Raw genomic sequence first — 19,780 nt, forward strand, 5'->3', positions numbered from 1 at the left:
CGCATGAGCCGGGCGGGAGCAAGGAAACGCGGTGCTGGCATTCCGGCCGCCGACTGAGCTGCCATCGTTCCCGCGATGCGGCAGGGGATGCGCCCCGGCACTGGTGGCATAGGCCCAAAACCCCGGCCGGCCGGCGAGGCGTGAGCCTCATTCATTCGCGGACTACCGCTACGGGGCAAACGCCTCGCCGGTCCCGCTTCGTCTTCCTCGAAAGGGGAAGGTTCTTTGAAACTCCGAAGCCGAAGGGCTGTCGGATGCGTCAGCTTGCGAGAACGATCTGTGCATCGCCACGGCACTGGCTTGCGCTTCGAGCAAGGCGCCCTTCACCTCGTACCGGTCTATTAGGGGTGCCCGCGCCCGCCCTCGCGACCAGTCTTGGCTCGAACAGTTCCACCTTGCCTCACCTAGGCAGGGTCAGCGTTGGGAGGGCGACGCCTGATAGGTCCAGGGTGCCGAGGGTTTGCGGGATGCCGTTCAGCTCGACGCGGGTTGGGGTGTCGGCGAAGACCAGCTGGCAGTGGCGCGGGAGCTGGGTGGGGGCCGTCACCCTGACGACGCCGGCGAACTGGGTGATCTCGATGCCGTCGTGATGGAGGGGCTGGTTGTCCTGGAGGCCGGCGATCAGGAAGACGGTGACGTGTGGGGCGCCGATGTCGGAGGGCATGGGGGCGCCCAGGCGGATTTCCTGGTCGAAGGCCAGGGGGAGGATGGTGCCTTCGCGCAGATAGACCGGGATTTCCTCAAGCGGAGCAGCGACTTGGTGGGTCCGCCCGCCTTCGTACCAGCGGTTCTGGAAGAGGTGCCACCAGCGGCCTGCGGGGAGATAGACTTCGCGCGAGGTTTCGCCTTCGCGGATGATCGGGGCGACGAGGAGATCGCGGCCGAACATGTACTGATCCCAGAGGGGGATAACTCGGCTATCCCTTTGATAATCCAGCAGCATTGTGCGCATCAGCGGCTGCTTCCGAGCGACGCACCAGGCCGCCTCCTGCTGCAGGTAGGGCATGAGCGACATGCGGAGGTTGGCGTAGAAGCGGTAGCCGGTGAGGGCCCGCTGGTCGCCAGAGCGCTCGGCGATGTTCCAGGGGGTGCGGTCCTGGTTGAACTCGGCCTTGCTCTCTGCGTGGTACTGCATGATCGGGCAGAAGCACGCCATCTGGGCCGAGCGGATGTAGAGCTCGGCGCTCGGGACTTCGCCGGAAAAACCGCCGAGATCCCAGCCCCAGAAGATCACCCCCGACATGCCGGCCGAGAGACCGGCCAGGATCGAGCGTTTGAACGCATCCCAGGTGGAGCGTTCATCGCCGGCCCAATGAGCCGGAAAGGTCTGCGCCCCGGTGTAGCCGGCGCGCGAAAAGCAGATGCCCCCGTTCTGTTGCGCGAACCGATAGTAGGCCGAGATGTAGTCGCGGGGATAAGTGTTGCGGTTTTCGAGGCCGGTGGTGCCGTCGGAGAAGACGAGGTCGCGGCCCCAGACCATCTCGCCGCCATCGGTCTTGAAGCCGTCGACGCCGAGTTCGTCGATGAGGTACTGGCGTTTGTTGAACCACCAGTCGCGGCCCTCGGGATTGGTGAAATCCATCAGCAGGCTGTCCTTGAACCAGCCTTCGGGCAGACGGAGCGGAGTGCCGTCGGGGTGGCGGACGCCGAAGCCGCGCTCGAAGAAATGGGCTTCGTCGCGGCGCTTCTGCGCGTGCTTGAGGGCCGGGGACTGTTTGATGATCGGGATCTGCCAGAGGATCAGGCGGAGGTCGTTGTCGTGCAGGTGCTCGGCGAGGCCCTTCGGATCGGGCCAGCGCCCCCACTCGGGGAACGCGAAATCGTCGTAGGAGAAGGCCTGATTTCCCGGCCTTTCGGTGTATTGCGCGTCGTTGAAGATGTAGAAGGTCGCTTCGTCGGACCAGGCCTCGATGACCAGCACGGTAGCCGGAATCTGGTGCTCGAGGGTGAGGGCGACCTGCTTGCGGACTTCGGCTTCGTTGTCCCAGTTGTTCGAGGACATCCATGGCCCGAGCGCCCAGCCGGGGACCGGTTCCGGATCGCCGGTGAGGGCCATGAACTGGGTGACCTGCTGGGCGACCGTGCCGGTCAGGAGATCGATCGACAGGTGGTCGGCTTCGACGCCGATGCGGGTTTGGCCCGGCGTGGCAAGGTCGAACCAGGAGTAGGAGTCGGTCGCGAGGTGGAGGCCGAAGCCGGCGTCGGTGTAGCCGACGGGCATCGGCATGTAGGTCCTAAGCCCTTGTTCCTTATACTGGTTGTAGACGAACTGATCGACGAAATTGCCGGCCTGGTTGAGGGCGTTGTAGCGCTCGCCGAAGCCGTACCAGCCGCAAGGCGGGTGGAGCAGCGTGGCGGAAATCTCGCGGATCTTGCCGGCGCGGTCATGCAGGTTCGACACGTGCGTGAGCGTGGCGGCGCCGAGGCGGATGGGCGAGAAATTGCCGGCATTTGCACCCGGAACCAGCTCGAGGCGCGAGCCGGTCAGGTCAGCAGAGCTGACATTGTGAACACGGGTCAGGACCTCATAACTGAACGGACCCTGCACGATTTCTGAATGGCTTTTGAAGCGGATTCGGTACTCGACCAGCGATCCTGCGGAAGCGCGGGGGAGGATGAACTCCCAGCAGTCGCCCTTGAAGGTGCCGGCGAGGACGGTGTCGCCAATGAGCAGTTCGAGCGGCTCATCGGACGACAGGGGTGATGCCTGAGCGCGGACGATGACATCGTCGGTGTCGGTGATGAGTTTTGGGAAGCGCTCCTCGATCAGCGGCTCGTAGCGGTTGCCGTTGCCGTCGGGGGTATGGCGGATGAAGCGTTCTTCGAGCTGGCCGAGGGTCTTGAGGCGCTGCGCGACGATGGGAGCAGCCACGTCGGCGAGGAGTCTCCGGCTTTTGGCGTAGCTGCCCTGCTCGGCATAGTACCAGGCGAGCAATGCGCGGTCGGCGGGGGCGGCGGCGGCGAGGCGGTCCGGCGCGGTGAGGGAGCGGACGGAGTCGACGAGGACGAGGTCTTCGCAATCGAACAGGCCGAAGGGCACGGCGGCGAGGAGTACGTCGAACTCGAGCGTCGCCTTGTCGGAGGAACTCATCAGGGCGCCCATGCGGACGTGACGGGCGTAGACGTGGTTCTTCACCCGGCCGACGAGGCGCGTGGTGGCTTCGTCGCGGACGAGGTGGTTGGCTTCGCGCAACGCGGCGGCCCACAGGGCGACGACCCAGGTGTCGGTGAAATGGTTCTGGCTGGGGGAGAGCTCGCGCTCGAGGCGAGTGGTGACGAGGGCGCGGGCGGCGCTGGCCCGGGGGCCGCGAATGAGGGTCAGGTCGCGAGTGGATTGGGCGGAGAGCGCGGCGAGGTAGAGGGCGAGCGCGGCTTCGACGGGGTCGGAGATATCGGCGGCGGTCAGGCGGGCGGTGACTTCGGGCTGGGCGGCGGCGGGGTCGCGCAGGAGGGCGGCGTAGAGGTCGAGGAACCAGGGGTGCCGGGTGGTGAGGGCGGGCTCGCGAGTGGTTTCGGTGGTGGTCATCTGTGGTTCCGGTGGTAGTGGCCGAGAGCCCGGAGGCTCCCGGCCTTTGCCCTTGGGGTGGCAAAAGTGGTTGGCGGGACTGGAGGGCCGGTGGCTGTGGACCCCCACCCCTGTCCCCTCCCCGCAAGGGGGAGGGAGATGACTGATAGTACGGCGTGACAAACGCGCCGGTGCGTGCTGCTGCCCCCTCCACCGGCTTCGCCGGTCCCTCCCCCGCCACGCGGGGGAGGATCACGACTGAGAGGTCGGCGTGACTACAGCAACCCCTCGATCGCGACCTTGGCGTCCTTCAGGGCCTGCTCCGGAGTCTTCTGGCCGAGCTTGGCCGCTTCGAGTTCCTTGCCGACGGCGTCGGTGAGCTGGTTCCAGTTGCCGATCACCGGCGGGACGACCGCCGTGTCGAGGGCCTGGAACACGACTTCGCGGCTCTCGGGGACCGGCTGGTCGAGGTAGCCCTGGACGGCGGCGGCGTCGGAGACGGCGGGGAGTTCCCAGCCGGCGGCGATGCGGAGGTCGACGGCGGCCTTCGACGACGTGAGGAACTTGATCCACTGGTAAGCGGCGTCAGCGTGGGCGCTGTTGGCCGAGACGGCGACGCCGTTGGCGAAGAAGTGGTGCGCCTTGTTGGTCTTGCCGGGCTCGAGCGCGATGTCCCACTTGAACTTGGCGTTGGCGGCGAAATCGCCGAGCAGCCAGATGCCGGTGCGGAGCATGGCGATCTTGCCGGCCTTGAACAGGTCCTCGGAGGACTGGCCAGCCATTTCGACGTCCGACGGGGTGACCTTGTACTTGTTCACCTTGTCGATCATCCACTGCAGCGTCTCGACATTCTCAGGCGAGTCGATGGTGACGGTCTTCTTGTCGGGCGAGAGGATCGAGCCGCCGTTCTGGGCGATGGTCTTGTAGAACTCCCAGAACTGGATCGGGGCGAAATCGCCCCACACGCCCTTTGCCGGGTCGGTCAGCTTCTGCGCGGCTTCGAGCTCTTCGGTCCAGGTCCAGTCGGCGGTCGGATAGGTGACGCCGGCCGCGTCGAACAGGTCCTTGTTGTAGAACAGGACGACGTTGGAGAAGCTCTCGACCAGACCGTACTGCTTGCCATCCTGCTGGAAGGCGGCGAGCGCCGTCGGGTTGTAGACGGACGTCGAGAAGCCGGTGTCGGCTGCGATTAGCGGGGTGAGGTCGGCGAGCGCGCCCTTGTCGGCATAGGTGACGAAGTTCTCGAAGTTGAGCTCGAAGGCGTCGGGCGCCTGCTTGGCGGCAACGAGGGTCTGCAGCTTGGTGAAATAGGCGTCCCACGCGGCGGTCTCGTAGGTGACCTTGATGCCGGGGTGATCGGCCTCGAAGGCAGCGATGGTGGCGTCGAGTTCCTTCAGGTAGTTCGGCGCGGCCGAGAAGGTCATGTACTTGACGGTGACGTCCTCGGCGAGCGCCGGGGTGATGAGGGCGGTTGCGAGCAACAGTCCGGTAAAAGTCCTACGCAGCATGGTCGTTCTCCTCCTTGAGACCTTTGGTCCGTTATTTGAGCCCGGTATGGGACAGGCCCTTGATGATGAAGCGCTGGGCGAAGATGTAGACGGCGATGATCGGCAGGGTGGCGATCACCGTGCCGGCCATCAGCACGTTCCAGTCGGTGGTCCAGCGGCCCTGCAGGGCGGATAGCCCGAGCGGCAGGGTCATCATCGACTGGTCTGTGGTGATGATCAGGGGCCACAGGAAGCCGTTCCAGCTGGCCATGAAGGCGAACACCGCCAGCGTCGCGAGCGCCGGGCGCGCCAGATGGATGGCGATGGTGAAGAAGATCCTGATGTAACCGGCGCCATCGATGAAGGCGGCTTCCTCGATCTCCTTGGGGAGGCGAAGGAAGAACTGGCGGAGCAGGAACGTGCCGAAGGCACCGAAGCTCGAGGGCAGGATCAGCGCCTGGTAGGTGTTGGTCCAGCCGAGGAAGTTCATGATGATGAACAGCGGGGTGAGGGTCACCTGCTGCGGGATCATCAGGGTGGCGAGGTAGGCGTAGAACAGCACGGTGCGGCCTGGGAATTCGATGCGGGCGAAGGCGTAGCCCGACATGGCGCAGAAGAGGACCATCAGCGCAGTCGAGGTGACCGAGACGAAGATCGAGTTGATGAGGAACTGGCCGACCGGGGCCGAGTCGAACACCCTCGTGTAGTTGTCGAGGGTGGCCGGGTCGGGCAGCCATTGCGGCGGCGTGACGAAGGTGGCGCCGGCGGTCTTCAGCGAGGTGGAGACCATCCAGGCGAAGGGCAGCAGCATGATGACTGCGCCGAGGATGAGGATCGCGTAGGTGGCGAGGTCGGCTATCCGGACCGGCGGGCGCTTGCGCTCGGCGGCGCGGCTCAGCGAGTTCGCGGTGAGAAGGGTCGCGTCAGCCATCGGACCGATCCAGCTTCTTCTGCAAGAGGTTCTGGGCGATGGTGACGGCGAAGATCAGCGCGAACAGCACCCAGGAAATCGCCGAGGCGTAGCCCATTTTGTAGTAGCTGAAGGCGTTCTTGTAGATCAGCTCGACCATCACCGACGTGGCGCCAGCGGGGCCGCCCTGGGTCATGATCCAGACCTGGTCGAACACCTGGAACGACGAGATCAGCGAGATGGTGGTGACGAAGAACGTGGTCGGCGCCAGCATCGGGAAGGTGATAGACCAGAAGCGCTGCCAGGGCGTCGCGCCATCGAGCGCGGCGGCCTCGTAGAGCGGCTCGGGGATATCCTGGAGGCCCGCGAGGTAGATTACCGTGACGAAGCCGATGTCCTTCCACACCGAGGTGAGGATGACGCCGGTCATCGCCCAGGCCGGGTCGAACAACCAGCCGGGGCCTTTGATGCCCACCGCATCCAACGCGAAGTTCACGAGGCCGTATTGCGGGTTGAGCAGCCACTTCCAGATCAGCGACACCGCGACCCAGGAGGTGACGACCGGGACGAAATAGATCGCCCGGAACACCACGCGTCCCTTGATGCGGCGGTTGAGCAGCAAGGCGAGGCCGAGCGCGATGATCACCACCGACGGCAAGTAGCCGAGGATGAAGGTGAGGGTGTTGCGGAGCGCGCCGAGCACCGCCGGATCGGCGAGCGCGGTGACGTAGTTGTCGATACCGACCCAGTTGATCTCGCCGATCAGGTCCCACTCGGAGAAGCTGAGCACCAGCGACGACAGCACCGGGGCCATCAGGAACACCACCATGCCGGCGAGGCTGGGCAGCAGCAGCACCGCCAGCGCGACATACTTCGAGCGGTCGGCCGCGGGGCTCATGACGGGCTCCGCGTGGCGACGCTGTCGCGCTCTACGATGGCGACGTCGATGAAGCTTTCGCGCGGGGCGTCGGTCTTGCCGAGGATGGCGCTGATCAGCCGGCCGGCGAGTTGGCCCTTGCCGAGGATCGACTGGTCCATCGTGGTCAGCGCCGGATAGACCATGCGTGAGATCGACAGGTTGTCGAAACCCATCACCGAATAGTCCTCGGGGATGCGCTTGCCGAGCTTGTGCAGCCCGGCGAGGAGGCCTGCGGCGATCAGGTCGGCGGTGCAGAAGGCGGCAGTGGTGCCGGGGAGCGCGACGAGCTGCTCGGCGGCCTCGGCGCCCCAGTCGAAGGTGACGGAGCCGGAGAGGATACGCGCTGGATCGAAACCGATGCCGGCTTCCGCTAGCGCCCGCTTGTAGCCGGCCACGCGGCGCTCGATGACACCATCGGTGCGGATGACGCCGGTGATCAGCGCCACGCCGCGATGGCCCTTGCCGATGAGGTAGCGCGTCGCCTGGTAGGCCGCGGCTTCGTCGTCGACGCCGAGGCGATGGAAGGCGGGGTCGTCGATGTAGCTGTCGATCAGCAGCGTCGGCAGGTCGAGTTCGCGCAGCCGCTCGTAGAGGGCCTCGCGGTAGACGCCGAGGACGATCAGCGCGTCCATGTTCCAGTGCGACAGGGTGTCGAGCTGGGCGTTACCCTCCCCTACCCCCGACAGCATCATGTAGTAGCCGTTGGCGCGCAGGGCGCTTTCGATGCCGGAGATCATCTCGGCATAGAACGGGTTATCGAGCAGCAGCTGGTTCTGGTTTTCCGTGAACGGGATGATCACCCCGACCATGCGCGAGGCGTTCGAGACGAGGCTGCGGGCGCTCATGTTCGGCCGGTAGCCGAGGGTCTTCACCGCCATCATGATGCGCTCGACCGTGTCGTCGGAGGCCTTGGCGCGGCGGCCGTTGATGACGTTGGACACAGTCATCGGCGACACGTTCGCAGCCTGTGCAACGTCCTTGATGGTAGCTCGCGGCAAAGTCGAAATCCTCCTCTGGTTTTGCGTTAAACTACTAAACCCATGTTTCCGCGTGACGATTCTTGGTTCGATCGAACTGCGCGGAGAGGCCTCGTAGGTTTTACGTTAAACCGTCTCGTTTTTCTATGCCGCGGCGACGGGCCTGTCAACGGCGGCGGTGTGGGGCGAGGTGTGGTCGAGCCGACTGGGGAGCCATTTCTCTAACCCGTTCGGAGGGTTGCCAAGGTTGGCTCGGGCTGTAACCTGCCCCGGGCTCGTGCGGAGGATTGCGGGCAGAGTGAGGGAGACGTGACGTGAAGATCACTTCGGTGAAGACGGCGGCGACGAGCGGCCATTGCATGCATCTGTGGGTGAAGATCGAGACCGACGCAGGGATCACCGGGCTCGGCGAATGCGTGCATGGCGGCCACCAGGCCATCGCCATCATCCAGGAGCTGGCCGAGAGGCTGGTGGGCCGCGACCCCTTTGCCATCGACGCGATCTTCGAGGAGACACGGCGCAGCCTGGTGTTCGAGGGCGGCTTCGCGGGGGCGCTGATCACTGCGCTGACCGGGATCGAGATTGCGCTGTGGGACCTCAAGGGCAAGGCCCTGAAGGTGCCGATCTACGAGCTGATGGGCGGCAAGTTCCGCGACGACATCCGCGTCTATTGCGACTGCGAAGTCTCGCCCGGCATGAACATGGGCGAAGTGCAGGCGGTGGTCGACGAGGTGCTGGAGGCCGGCTTCACCGCGCTCAAGGTCGATCTCGACATCCGCGCCTACGGCCACACCGGTTCGGAGACCGGCTGGTACGAGAAGGACAAGTTCAACATGACTCCCAACAAGTGGGAGCATGACCGCATGGTCGAGCTGGCCGAGATGGTGGTGAAGGCGGCCGGCAAGGAGGTCGATGTCGCCTGCGACCTGCACACGCGGCTCGACAAGCACTCCGCCATCCGGCTCGCCAAGGACCTCGAGCACTTGCAGCTGATGTGGCTGGAGGAGCCGATCCCGCCGGAAAACATCGACGCCATGGCAGAGATCACGCGCTCGACCAGCGTGCCGATCTGCGGCGGCGAAAACCTCTACCTGCGCCATGGCTTCCGCAAGGTGTTCGAGCAGCAGGCCCTCGACATCATCATGCCGGATATTCCGAAATGCGGCGGGCTCAGTGAGTGCCGCAAGATCGCCGAGATGGCGGACCTCTACTCGATCCCGTTTGCGCCGCACAACGTGTCGTCGCCGATCGGCACCATGGCTTCGGCACAGGTTTGCGCGACGGTGCCGAACTTCCTGATCCTCGAGTTCCACTGGTTCAACCGCGACTACTGGTCGACGATCACCGATGGCGGCGACATCATCCAGAACGGGCGGATCAAGCTGAGCGACCGGCCGGGGATCGGCCTGGAACTGAACGAAGAAGTGGCGAAGGCGCACCAGTATCCGGGAACGACCTGGTTTGCTTGAATTGGCATTGACCTAGCGGGGATCGCCTTCTCCCCTTGTGGGAGAAGGTGCCCGAAGGGCGGATGAGGGGTATCTCTCCGAGCACTCCGTCGCTCGTCGCTTTCGCTCCGATCGCGCAACCCGTGGTTGCGGGCCCCCTTATCCGGCGCTTCGCGCCACCTTCTCCCACAAGGGGAGAAGGCAGACCGGTGCCCTACCGAACCAGCGCTGGTCGCTTCGGGTCGAACGTCCAGCCCGGGATCAGGTACTGCATCGCCGCTGCGTCATTGCGGCTCCCGGCCGGCAGCGCGCGGTAGCGCTGGTGCGCGACTTCCAGCGCCGCCTCATCAAGTTCTACCCCCAGCCCCGGCCGCTCCGGCACCGCAACATGCCCGTCGCGGATCAGCGGTGGTTCCACTGTCAGCCGCTGGCCGTCCTGCCAGATCCAGTGGGTGTCGAGTGCGGTGATGGCGCCGGGTGCGGCGGCGCCGACCTGGGTGAACATGGCGAGCGAAATGTCGAAGTGATTGTTCGAGTGGCTGCCCCAGGTGAGGCCCCAGCGGGCGCAGAGCTTTGCGACGTCGATCGAGCCGCGCGGGGTCCAGAAGTGGGGGTCGGCGAGCGGGATGTCGACGCTGCCGAGCGTTATCGCGTGGCCCATCTGTCGCCAGTCGGTGGCGATCATGTTGGTCGCGACCTTGATGCCGGTGGCGCGCCGGAACTCTGCCAATACCTCGCGCCCTGAGAACCCATTCTCGCCACCGCACGGATCCTCGGCATAGGCGAGAATCGGCTTCAGCCGTTTCGCGATGCCGATCGCCTCCTGCAGCGACCAGGCGCCGTTGGGGTCGATGGTCAGCCGCGCATCGGGGAAGCGCGCCGCCATGGCCTCAATCGCGTCCGCCTCCTGCTCACCGGCCAGCACGCCGCCCTTGAGCTTGAAATCGCGGAAGCCGTACCGCGCCTCGGCGGCCTCGGCGAGGCGAACGATCGCTGCCGGATCGAGCGCCGGCTCGTCGCGCAACCGGATCCAGTCGTCGCCGACCTGGTTGGCGCGATAGCCGAGCGGCGTGCGGGTCCGGTCGCCGACATAGAACAGGTAGCCGAGCATCTCGACCCGGTCGCGGACCTGGCCATCGCCGAGCAGCTCGGCCATCGGCACGCCGAGGAACTGGCCCATCAAGTCGAGCAGCGCGCATTCGAGGGCGGCGACGGCGTGAATGGTGATGCGGAGGTCGAAGGTCTGCGCGCCGCGGCCACCGGCATCGCGGCCCGCAAAGGTCTCGCCGACCTGCCGCAGCAGGGTGCGACAGGCGCCGATCTCGCGCCCGACGATCAGCTCGCGACTATCCTCGAGAGTTCTGGCGATGGCCTCCCCGCCCGGCACCTCGCCGAGCCCGGTATGCCCCAAGCTGTCGGTGAGGATGACGATGTTGCGGGTGAACAGCGGGGCGTGCGCGCCGCTGAGGTTCAGCAGCATGCTGTCCTCGCCGGCGACGGGCACCACCCGCATGCCGGTGACGATGGGTGTGGCGGTCGTCACTATGGGATCTCTCGAACAGGAAGCGGAGGGCGCCGACGGCGCCCCCGGTTGGTGTACTAGCCCTTGACGCCGCCGACGGTGAGACCGCCGACGAGGAAGCGCTGGGTGTACATGTAGAGCACCGCCACCGGCACCGCCGTCAGCAGCGACGCCGCCATCAGCTTGCCCCAGGGCAGGATGTCGCCCACCACCATCGACTGGAGGCCGATCGGCAACGTGCGGAGCGATTCCGAGGTGATGAACACGAAGGCGAAGAGGAACTCGTTCCACGCGTTGGTGAAGGCGAACAGCGTCACCGACAGCAGTGCCGGCGCCGCCAGCGGCAGGGTGATCTTCCAGAACGCGTAGATCCGGCTCGCCCCGTCGATCATCGCGGCTTCCTCGAGCTCGACCGGTATGGTGCGGAAATAGCCGATCAGCACCCAGGTGGCGAAGGGCATCAGGAAGGTCGGGTAGGTGACGATCAGCGAGCCGTAGCTGTTGATGAGGCCCAGGTCGCTGAGAGTCTGGTAGAGCGGGATGAAGATCAGCGTGCCAGGCAGGAGGTAAGTGATCAGGATGAACGTGGTCAGCAGCCCTGCCCCGGTGAATTTCAACCGCGTCAGCGCGTAGGCGGCAAGCGCCGCGAACGTCACCGAGACGAGCGTGCTCACCGCCGCCACCAGCACCGAGTTGCGCAGCCAGGTGAGGAACTGCGAGTCGCGGATCAGCGAGACGTACTGATCGATCGTGAACGGCTCCGGCCAGAAGATCGAGGTGCGGGCGCTGATCTGTGGCGTGGTCTTGAACGAGGTGATGATCACCCAGAAGAACGGGAACAAGACGAAGATCAGGATCGGCATCAGCACCAGCAGCCTTATCCCGATATAGACGCGCTCGTTGCGCTGCTTGGCGACATATTTCTGGCCCGGCGGGGTGGGGAAGCGGCGGCCGATCGCACCCGCCAGGTAGCCAAAGCCGCGGAACAGCATGTCGAACGGCCAGAACAGGACATCGAGCACCCTGCCGAAGGCAGCCTGCACCACCCGGGCGACCCGCGAGCCGAAACTGGGCTTGCTGTCGATGGCGGCAGCACGCTCTTCGCGCCGCATGGTCTTGGCGAGGAAGTAGATGAGGATCGCCATCAGCGGCGCCACGCTCAGCGCAATCGCGCTACCCGGGCCGTATTGCAGCGAGCCGATGGCCTTCTCGTAGGCAAGGATCGAGTAAAGCTTCGTCGCGCCGCCCGGGCCACCGCCGGTCATCAGGAAGATGAGGCCGAACTGGTTGAAGGTGGAAATGAAGCTCAGCAGCAGCACGACGATGATGACGTATTTGAGCCCTGGCAGGGTGACGTAGCGGAAGCGCTGCACGGCGCTCGCGCCATCAACCTCGGCGGCCTCGAGTTGCTCGTTGTCGATCGCCTTCAGGCCGGCGAGCAGCAGCAGGGTGAAGAACGGGATGCCCTTCCAGACGTTCACCGCAATGACGCTGCCCATCGCCATCTTTGGGTCGGACAGCCAGCCCAGCGGCTTCTCGATGACGCCGAGGCCCTGGAGGATCGGGTTGAGGCCGCCGAACAGCGGGTCGTAGATGCTCTTCCAGGCAAGCGCCGTGACGATTTCGGGGACGATCCACGGCAGCAGCATGATCGCGGCCAGGAGGTCGCGGGTCGGCAGCTTGCTGTTGAGGATCATGGCGATGGTCATGCCGGTGACGAATTTGATGCTGAGCGACCACAGGGTGAAGGTGATCGTGTTCCCCATCGCCAGCAGGTAGTCGGAGTTGGTGAACAGGCGCTGGAAGTTCTTGAGACCGACATTGACGGTGTCGCCGGTCTGGAAGTTCAGCGTGGTCATGCTCATCAGGATGGCGTTGACGAAGGGCCAGAAGATCAGCCCCACCATGATCACCGCCATCGGCAGGATGAACAGGATCGCGATTTTCCAATCGCGCCCGAGTATCGCCTGCAGGCGGCGCGCGGTGGACATTGGCCGTGCTGCCCGCACCGGCGCGCTGTCTACCTGAGCCTGATCAACCATGAACTGTTCCCTTCAAAGTCTTGTATATCGCGCTTTCGGCCGAACCGGATGTGACGGCTTTGTGAACCGTTGCAGACAGCCGCGCTCACGCCCCGCGAGGGAGGATGGCCGTCGTCGACGCTGTGCTATCGAAATCGGGAGGGCGGTCGCGCCGCCCTCCCTCGCATCGGACATCAGTCCTACGGCTGCGTCATGCCGCCTTCTTCGAAGATATCGCGCATCTTCTGGTGCGCATCCTTCACCGCATCGGCGGGAGCCATGCGCCCGGAGATGACGTTGGCGACGGACTGCTCCACCACGCCCTGGGCGCGGATGGCATCGACACCGGCGTTCGGATCGGCCGGCCAGGACTGGCCGAGGAACGGGTCGGTGACGCTGACCTGCTCCTTGATGACCTTCAGGTTCGGGTCGCCCGCCAGCAGTTCGTCGGTCCACAGGTTCTTGTAGGCCGGCGTGAACAGCACGCTGCCGAGCGCCGCGATCTTGCCGAAGTTCACCGGATCGAGCAGGTCGAGGGCGAGCTTCTTGGCGAGGTCGGCGTTCTTGGCGCCCTTGAACACGGTCATCCACCCGCCGACCTGGCCGCCATTGCGGCTGTCGCCGTTGTTGGCCGTCGGAGCCGGCAGCAGCACGATGTTCGGATAGACCGGGTTGTTGTCGCGCTTCGACTGCGCATAGACGCTGAAGGCGTTGTGCGTGTAGCCGATCTGGCCGGCGAGGAAGGCCTCGTTGTTGGACGTATCGGTCCAGCTTTCGACGCCCGGCGGCAGCATGGCGGCGTACTTGCCGTTGCGGTCGTAGGTCTCCTTGAGCCACTCGTAAGCGGCAACCGTCTCGGGCGAGTCGAACTGCACGATCTGGCCGGCCTTATCGGTGAAGTGACCACCGAAGGCCTGGATCAGGAGGATCAGGAAGCCGAAGCCGTCACCGGACTGGTTGGGGGTAACGCCCCAGCCGTAGAAATCCGGGCCGGAGATCGCCAGGGCCGCTTCGCGACGATCGCTGAAGGTCTTGAGCGAGGCCGGATCGATGCCCTTTTCCTTCAGTTTGTCGCCACGCATATAGTAGCCCGTGGTGGTGCCGATGAGCGGAACCGCCGCCCAGCGCCCGTCGAACTGGGCGGTCTTGGCCGCGTTCAGCCCCGGCATGATGTCGCCATAAAGCTTGACCGCTTCGTCGACGACGTCGGTCATGTCCTCGACCAGGTCGAGCAAATGCAGTTGCGAGATGGAAACGTTGCTGGTGTAGGCGAAATCGGGCGGATTGCCGGCCTTGACGGCCGCCGACATCTTGCCAAGGAAATCGCCGAACGATTCCGGGTTGGTGGTCGAGATATCGAGCTCGACATTGTTGGCCTTCGCGAAAGCACTGACGGTGTCGCGGAAGGCGGTTTGCGCAGCTTCGAAATATTCGGTGCGGTGGATGACGGTCAGCTTGTCGGCCGAGCCCACCGGAAGCGGCGCGTCAGGTGCGGGCTTGGCTGCATCCTGAGCGAAAACCGGCAGGCCGCTTCCCGCGGCGAGAAGGCCCGCGCCTGTGGCAACTGTCCCCCTCAGGACGTCGCGACGGCTTAACTTCTTGAAAGTCATTAAGATTTCTCCTCCTGGTGTAGCAGTCTCTCCTAGTCACGGCTCGATCTGGCGGTTCTTCGTGCCCGCCTTGCTGATCGTAGCCTCTGCAACATTGAACAGTTTTCCTTCCGCTGCAACACGTACCTCAGCGTTCGCCGCGGATATGTTCGCTTCGAGTAGGAAACGCTTGCGGGGCGGGAGCTTACGGCTCGCGCAGGAAACCGGCCGAGCGGGCGGACAGCACACCGATAATGGTGGTGGCGCCGAGGAAGCCGGTGATGACGATGGCGCCGAGGTCGACGGCGGCCAGCGTTGCAGCGTCGAGCGCGAAATCGACGTCGAGCAGCACCATGGTGAGGATCCAGGCGAGGGCGATGCCGAGCGGCGTCGCCAGCAAGGCCGCGAAGGCGGCCAGCAGCACGTAGTGCAGCACGGAAACGACGAGCACGTCGAAGCGCTTGGCGCCGAGCACCTTGGTGATCACGGCATCGGCCTGGCGCTGCCGGCGTCCGGTGGCGAGGCTGCCGATCAGGACGAGCAGCCCGTTGCCGACGGCTAGGCCGCCGACCAGCGAGGCGGCGAGGGACAGCTGGCCCAGGGCCCGGGTGATCTGCTCGAGCGTGGCGCCGATGGCGATGAAGCGGACATCGGGGAGCGTGGTGGCGAGCATGCGCTCTACCGCCTCTTCGCGGCCGGGGGCGGCGGTGACGGCGCCGAGCAGGGTCGAGGGGTAGGCCTCGAGCACGCCGGGCGAGAAGGTGGCGAGGAAATCGATGCCGCCCTGCCAGGAATAGTCACGGAAGTTCGCGACTTCCGCGGTGATGGTTTCGCCGAAGATCTGGAAGGACAGCTTGTCGCCGAGATTGACGCCCAGCCCGGAGCGGAGGCTCTGGTGCAGCGAAACCAGCGGCGGGCCCTGATAGTCGTCGGCCCACCACTGGCCGGCCACGAGTTTGGAGGTGGCCGGCAGGTGCTGGCGGTAGGTCAGCGGGATTTCGCCCGAGAGCAGGAACGAGGCTTCGGGACCGCGCGGCTGCAGCAGGGCCGCCGGCTTGTCGTTCAGCGCGCCGAGGGCTCCGCGCAGCATCGGGGTGGCGGAGAAGGCGGTGACGTCGCCGCCGGCGTCTTCCATGGCCTGCAGGGTTTCGACTTCGTCAGGGAAGAGGTCAGAGGCGACGAGGGTGGGCGCATCGAACACCGAGGCACCGAGATATTCGTTGCGGAGGTTCACCTGCAGCACCAGCACGACCACCAGCATGGCAAGCGCCAGCCCGACCGAGACGACGACGGAGGAGGCGTTGTTGCCGGTGGTCGCGATATTGCGCAGGGCGTAGCGCAGCACCCGGTTGCGGGGCTCGGGCAGGCGGTGCAGCGCGTAGCGGGCGACAACGATGCCGAGCTGGAACAGCAGCACCGACAGGATGCTGACGATGCCGAAGGCGGCGACCAGCATCGGGTCGTCGGTCATGACGATGGCGAGCCACAGGAACAGCGCGCCGGCGAACAGCAGCGGCAGGATGCGCGCGGAGAGCAGCAGCTTGCCCCACTCGATCGGCGGGGCGGCGAGGCCCTTGGAGCGGAACAGCGTCACCGGGCTGATGGTCTGCGCCTGCTGCAGCGGCAGGTAGGAGAAGGCGAAGGCAGTGATGAGGCCGACGCCGGCAGCTACCAGCAGCGGCTGGACATGAAGGGTTGGCGCCAGATGCACTCCGACGGCGCCGCCGATGATCGGCAGCGCGAGGAGCGCGGTGCCGGCGCCGATCACGAGGCCGATGCCGACCCCGATGGCGGCCAGGGCGGCGATCTGGGCGAAGAAATGGATGAAGATGCGTGCCTTGCCGGAGCCCATGCTGCGCAGCACCGCGATGACATTGGCGCGTTCGGCGACATAAGCCGAGATGCTGGTCCAGACGCTGACGCCGCCGATCAGCAGCGAAGCGAGGCCGACGATGACCAGGAAGCGCATGAACAGGTCGTAATAGCGCACCATCGGGCCCAGACCTTCGCGGGCGGAACGCACGGTCCAGCTGGGGTCGGCGAGCGCGGCTTCGAGCGCAGCCTTGCCGGAATCGGCATCGCCTTCGGTGAGCAGCACCTTGTAGCGGAAGAAGGTGCCGAGGCCGGGTAGCGGCGAGGTGCGATCGGAGAGGATGGCAAGGGCGTCGGTGGTGATGACGGCGGGGAGGCCGAGGCGGAAGCCGCGCACTGCGGCATCGGGCAGGCCGGCCAGCACGCCGCGGGCCTGGAAATCGGTGCCGCCGATCTGCAGCGTGTCGCCGATGGAGATGCCGAGCTGATCGAGCATCAGCGGATTGACCAGCGCGCCGAACATGCCGTCGCGGTAGGCGAGGAAATCGAACGGGGTTTCGCCCGCCGGCAATTGCGCGCTGCCGACGGCGCCTAGCAGCGGGTAGCTGTCGCCGACGGAGATCAGATCGACAAAGGCGTCCGCGTCCCCGACTTCGGCGCGCACGTTGGTGTCGATGACGCTGGAGACCTTGCCGAATCCCGAGATCAGCGCGAGCTCCTCGGGGGTCGCCTGGCGGTCGGCGCGGGACAACTCGACATCGCCGCCCATCAGCACCGCGGCGTTCTCCTCGACCGCCTGGCGGATGCTGGCGCCGACCGAGCTGACGCCGGAGATCAGCGCCGTGCCGACGGCGAGGCAGATGATCAACAAGCCGAAGCGGCGCATGTCGCCGCGCATATCGAGCAGGCCGATGCGGATGGCTGCCAGCAGGGCTCGCATCAGGCGCGGACCGTCTCGACCAGGTCGCCCTGGGTCATGGTGAACACCCGGTCGGCGCGAGCCGCGAGCGACGGATCGTGGGTGATTAGGACCACCGCAGTGCCCTGGCGGCGGGCCAGGTCGAACATCAGGTCGACCACGACGGCACCGGTCTGCTGGTCGAGATTGCCGGTCGGCTCGTCGGCCAGCAACAGGCGCGGCTTGGCGATCATGGCGCGGGCCAGCCCGACGCGCTGCTGCTCGCCGCCCGAGAGCGCGGCAGGCCGGTGATCGAGCCGATCGCCGAGGCCGACGGCGGCCAGCGCCGCAGCCGCAGCCTCGCGCACCTGGGCCAATGGCAGGTCTGGCGAGGCGATCTCGAGGGCGAGGCCAACATTGTCCAAGGCGGTCAGCGAGGGGATCAAATGGAAGCTCTGGAAAACAATTCCCAAAGTGTTGCGCCGAAACACCGCCAGTTCATCTTCGGTCAGTAAGGAAAGATCCTGTCCGGCGACGACCACCTTGCCGGAGGTGGCCCGCTCGAGCCCCGCCAGCAGCATCAGAAGCGAGGTTTTGCCGCTGCCTGAAGGCCCAACAATCGCTGCAACTTCAGAGGCTTCGACCCGAAGCCCTACATTGCGAAGAATGTGCAGGGGGCGTGAGGCGACCTCCAAAGTGTAGTTCACGCCGGAAGCGTCAACTATCGGCTGTGCTGCCGAAGGGAGCGGGCTGGCGTTGTGGTCTTGGATCAGTGCCATTTGGGACTTGCGGTAGGGGCCAAAGCAAAACAATGTGCGGCCGATCTTGCTTATTTCGGTCCGCGGCATGATCTCTGGCATCGCCCGGCGGGCAAGTCAAAATGGAACCGAGCTGAATACCCGGTCGCTTACAGATTTCGGTGTTCTTGGGGACGCGGTGCGCCGATGGAGGGCGTGTGAAGATGAGACGGCATTTGCAAGCAGCCGTAGCCGTGGCAGCGATGGCCCTGACGGGGCCGGCGTTGGCCGGGCCGGTAGAACTGCTGGAGTCCTATGTCGGCGACTGGAAGGGCACGGGAGCGCTGGTCGGGGGCCAGAACCCTGAACCGTTCAAGTGCCGGCTTGGCATATCGAAGGGTAACCTGAACAAGATCAACTACGCCGGCCGTTGCAGCCTGGTCGACATGACGCTGTCAGTCAGCGGCACGATTGCCTACGACGACAAGGCCCAGCGCTACCAGGCGGCGATGAGCTCGAACGCTGGCTTTACCGGCGTTGCCGTTGGGCGCATCGCTGGCGACACGGTCAGTTTCGACCTGCGCGAAAAGCAGAAGGATCGCGGCGGAAACGATGTCCGCATCGGTTCGCGCATCCTGTTGAATGGCGGCTCCATCACCGTCGACTTCGAGGTCGAGTTCAACGATTCCGGCCAGGTCCTCACTGCCTCGGTGCCGTTCGCCCGGTAATCCGACACGACGCGACAGGACTCGAGCGCGCTCAGCGCTCGAGCCGGGCGAGCAGGCTCGAGGTATCCCAGCGCCTGCCGCCCATTGCCTGTACTTCGGCGTAGAACTGATCGACGAGCGCCGTCAGAGGGAGCTTGGCACCATTGGCGCGGGCTTCCTCGAGCACGATGCCGAGGTCCTTGCGCATCCAGTCGACGGCGAAGCCGAAATCGAACTTGCCGGCATTCATGGTCTTGTAGCGGTTTTCCATCTGCCAGGACTGCGCCGCGCCCTTCGAGATCACGTCGATCACCGCCTCGATATCCATGCCCGACTGCTTGCCGAAATGGATGGCCTCGGCGAGGCCCTGCACTACGCCGGCAATGCAGATCTGGTTCATCATCTTGGCGAGCTGGCCGGCGCCGGGCGGCCCAAGCAACCGGGCTGCCTGGGCAAAGCTCATGATGGTGGGCTGCGCTGCGTCGAACACCGGCTGGTCGCCGCCGACCATCACGGTGAGCTGACCATTCTCCGCGCCGGCCTGGCCACCTGATACCGGGGCATCGAGAAAGCCGAAGCCGGCTGCGGTAGCGGCAGCGTGCAGTTCGCGCGCGACGCCGGCGGACGCTGTGGTGTGATCGACGAAGATCGCGCCCTTGCGAACGCTCTTGAAGGCGCCATTGTCGCCCAGCGCTACTTCGCGCAGGTCATTGTCGTTGCCGACGCAGGCGAACACGATGTCCTGGCCCTCGGCGGCCTCGGCGGGCGTTTTCGCGAGCTTCCCGCCATGCTCCGAAACCCACTTTTCGGCCTTGGCGGTGGTGCGGTTGTAAACGGTGACCTCGTGCCCCTTGGCCTGCAAATGGCGCGCCATCGGATAGCCCATCACGCCGAGCCCGAGGAATGCTGCTTTCACCATTTGTCGTCCGTCCTTGCTGTCTGCGGAGAGTGGCGCCGAGGCGGGCGCTGCCGCACCATCTGCAATTGGCGCCGGACATTCAACCGGTCCGATAGTCGGTTATCGACACGCACCGGCTAAGTGACGGAAGCGGCGGGACTTTTGATCTGGATCAAAGCGATCCGTCGTTGCGCATGATGGCCTTGGCCCCTTCAAGCAAGGACCGCCCAATGCCGCCCGAAGCCATCATCGTCGTTACCGCCGTGATCATCGCCTTCAGCCTGCTGATGGGCACGCTGGCCTGGGTGCTGTGGTACGCCAAACCTGGCCCCCGGGACTGATTGCCGCGT

The 19,780-nt window shown here is 65.4% G+C and carries 13 protein-coding genes; 2 read left to right on the top strand and 11 right to left on the bottom strand.

The annotated features are described in order from the left end of the window. Window positions 1-400: 400 nt before the first annotated feature. The 5 genes from AC1DYL_RS14865 to AC1DYL_RS14885 form a co-directional block, all read right to left on the bottom strand. Entirely contained in the window at window positions 401-3,526 is a 3,126-nt protein-coding gene (locus AC1DYL_RS14865; protein WP_477173753.1) for a glycoside hydrolase family 31 protein, read from the bottom strand. A 254-nt stretch (window positions 3,527-3,780) separates the two neighbouring features. Then, complete coding sequence (locus tag AC1DYL_RS14870) at window positions 3,781-5,013, bottom strand: ABC transporter substrate-binding protein (RefSeq protein ID WP_477173754.1); 1,233 nt, start codon at window positions 5,011-5,013, stop codon at window positions 3,781-3,783. 31 nt (window positions 5,014-5,044) lie between these two features. Continuing rightward, complete coding sequence (locus AC1DYL_RS14875; RefSeq protein ID WP_477173755.1) at window positions 5,045-5,923, bottom strand: carbohydrate ABC transporter permease; 879 nt, start codon at window positions 5,921-5,923, stop codon at window positions 5,045-5,047. Next, the gene (locus tag AC1DYL_RS14880) at window positions 5,916-6,800 is read right to left on the bottom strand and encodes a carbohydrate ABC transporter permease (RefSeq protein ID WP_477173756.1); all 885 of its coding nucleotides are present in this window, start codon (window positions 6,798-6,800) and stop codon (window positions 5,916-5,918) included. The genes AC1DYL_RS14875 and AC1DYL_RS14880 overlap by 8 nt, the downstream gene beginning before the upstream one ends. Beyond that, window positions 6,797-7,819, bottom strand: coding sequence for a LacI family DNA-binding transcriptional regulator (locus AC1DYL_RS14885; RefSeq protein ID WP_477173757.1), 1,023 nt, complete (start codon window positions 7,817-7,819; stop codon window positions 6,797-6,799). Before AC1DYL_RS14885 ends, AC1DYL_RS14880 begins: the two co-directional genes overlap by 4 nt. Before the next feature lie 293 nt (window positions 7,820-8,112). On the opposite strand from AC1DYL_RS14885, the gene AC1DYL_RS14890 reads away from it, so the two are divergent. Beyond that, on the top strand, window positions 8,113-9,267 hold the full coding sequence (locus AC1DYL_RS14890; protein WP_477158401.1) for a mandelate racemase/muconate lactonizing enzyme family protein: 1,155 nt from the start codon (window positions 8,113-8,115) through the stop codon (window positions 9,265-9,267). A 193-nt stretch (window positions 9,268-9,460) separates the two neighbouring features. On the opposite strand, the gene AC1DYL_RS14895 is transcribed toward AC1DYL_RS14890, so the two are convergent. From AC1DYL_RS14895 to AC1DYL_RS14915, 5 genes are all read right to left on the bottom strand, one after another. Continuing rightward, window positions 9,461-10,759, bottom strand: coding sequence for an enolase C-terminal domain-like protein (locus AC1DYL_RS14895; protein WP_477173994.1), 1,299 nt, complete (start codon window positions 10,757-10,759; stop codon window positions 9,461-9,463). Between the two features lie 86 nt (window positions 10,760-10,845). Further along, window positions 10,846-12,810, bottom strand: a complete 1,965-nt coding sequence (locus AC1DYL_RS14900) for an ABC transporter permease (protein ID WP_477173758.1) — start codon at window positions 12,808-12,810, stop codon at window positions 10,846-10,848. A gap of 179 nt (window positions 12,811-12,989) precedes the next feature. Continuing rightward, complete coding sequence (locus AC1DYL_RS14905) at window positions 12,990-14,399, bottom strand: ABC transporter substrate-binding protein (protein ID WP_477151909.1); 1,410 nt, start codon at window positions 14,397-14,399, stop codon at window positions 12,990-12,992. A gap of 184 nt (window positions 14,400-14,583) precedes the next feature. Then, complete coding sequence (locus AC1DYL_RS14910) at window positions 14,584-17,130, bottom strand: ABC transporter permease (RefSeq protein WP_477173759.1); 2,547 nt, start codon at window positions 17,128-17,130, stop codon at window positions 14,584-14,586. Next, entirely contained in the window at window positions 17,130-17,948 is an 819-nt protein-coding gene (locus AC1DYL_RS14915; protein WP_477173760.1) for an ABC transporter ATP-binding protein, read from the bottom strand. Before AC1DYL_RS14915 ends, AC1DYL_RS14910 begins: the two co-directional genes overlap by 1 nt. Window positions 17,949-18,061: 113 nt before the next feature. On the opposite strand from AC1DYL_RS14915, the gene AC1DYL_RS14920 reads away from it, so the two are divergent. Beyond that, on the top strand, window positions 18,062-18,553 hold the full coding sequence (locus AC1DYL_RS14920; protein ID WP_477151912.1) for a hypothetical protein: 492 nt from the start codon (window positions 18,062-18,064) through the stop codon (window positions 18,551-18,553). Window positions 18,554-18,584: 31 nt separating this feature from the next. On the opposite strand, the gene AC1DYL_RS14925 is transcribed toward AC1DYL_RS14920, so the two are convergent. Continuing rightward, window positions 18,585-19,451: an NAD(P)-dependent oxidoreductase gene (locus AC1DYL_RS14925; protein WP_477173761.1), complete on the bottom strand. Its 867-nt coding sequence runs from the start codon at window positions 19,449-19,451 to the stop codon at window positions 18,585-18,587. Between the last annotated feature and the right edge of the window lie 329 nt (window positions 19,452-19,780).

Source organism: Devosia sp. P1_H9, from assembly GCF_056405135.1.

Excerpts from the sequence above, each read along its gene's own strand:
- AC1DYL_RS14865 (WP_477173753.1), bottom strand. The coding sequence starts at position 3,526 with ATGACCACCACCGAAACCACTCGCGAGCCCGCCCTCACCACCCGGCAC.
- AC1DYL_RS14870 (WP_477173754.1), bottom strand. The coding sequence starts at position 5,013 with ATGCTGCGTAGGACTTTTACCGGACTGTTGCTCGCAACCGCCCTCATC.
- AC1DYL_RS14875 (WP_477173755.1), bottom strand. The coding sequence starts at position 5,923 with ATGGCTGACGCGACCCTTCTCACCGCGAACTCGCTGAGCCGCGCCGCC.
- AC1DYL_RS14880 (WP_477173756.1), bottom strand. The coding sequence starts at position 6,800 with ATGAGCCCCGCGGCCGACCGCTCGAAGTATGTCGCGCTGGCGGTGCTG.
- AC1DYL_RS14895 (WP_477173994.1), bottom strand. The coding sequence starts at position 10,759 with ATGCGGGTGGTGCCCGTCGCCGGCGAGGACAGCATGCTGCTGAACCTC.
- AC1DYL_RS14900 (WP_477173758.1), bottom strand. The coding sequence starts at position 12,810 with ATGGTTGATCAGGCTCAGGTAGACAGCGCGCCGGTGCGGGCAGCACGG.
- AC1DYL_RS14905 (WP_477151909.1), bottom strand. The coding sequence starts at position 14,399 with ATGACTTTCAAGAAGTTAAGCCGTCGCGACGTCCTGAGGGGGACAGTT.
- AC1DYL_RS14910 (WP_477173759.1), bottom strand. The coding sequence starts at position 17,130 with ATGCGAGCCCTGCTGGCAGCCATCCGCATCGGCCTGCTCGATATGCGC.
- AC1DYL_RS14915 (WP_477173760.1), bottom strand. The coding sequence starts at position 17,948 with ATGCCAGAGATCATGCCGCGGACCGAAATAAGCAAGATCGGCCGCACA.
- AC1DYL_RS14925 (WP_477173761.1), bottom strand. The coding sequence starts at position 19,451 with ATGGTGAAAGCAGCATTCCTCGGGCTCGGCGTGATGGGCTATCCGATG.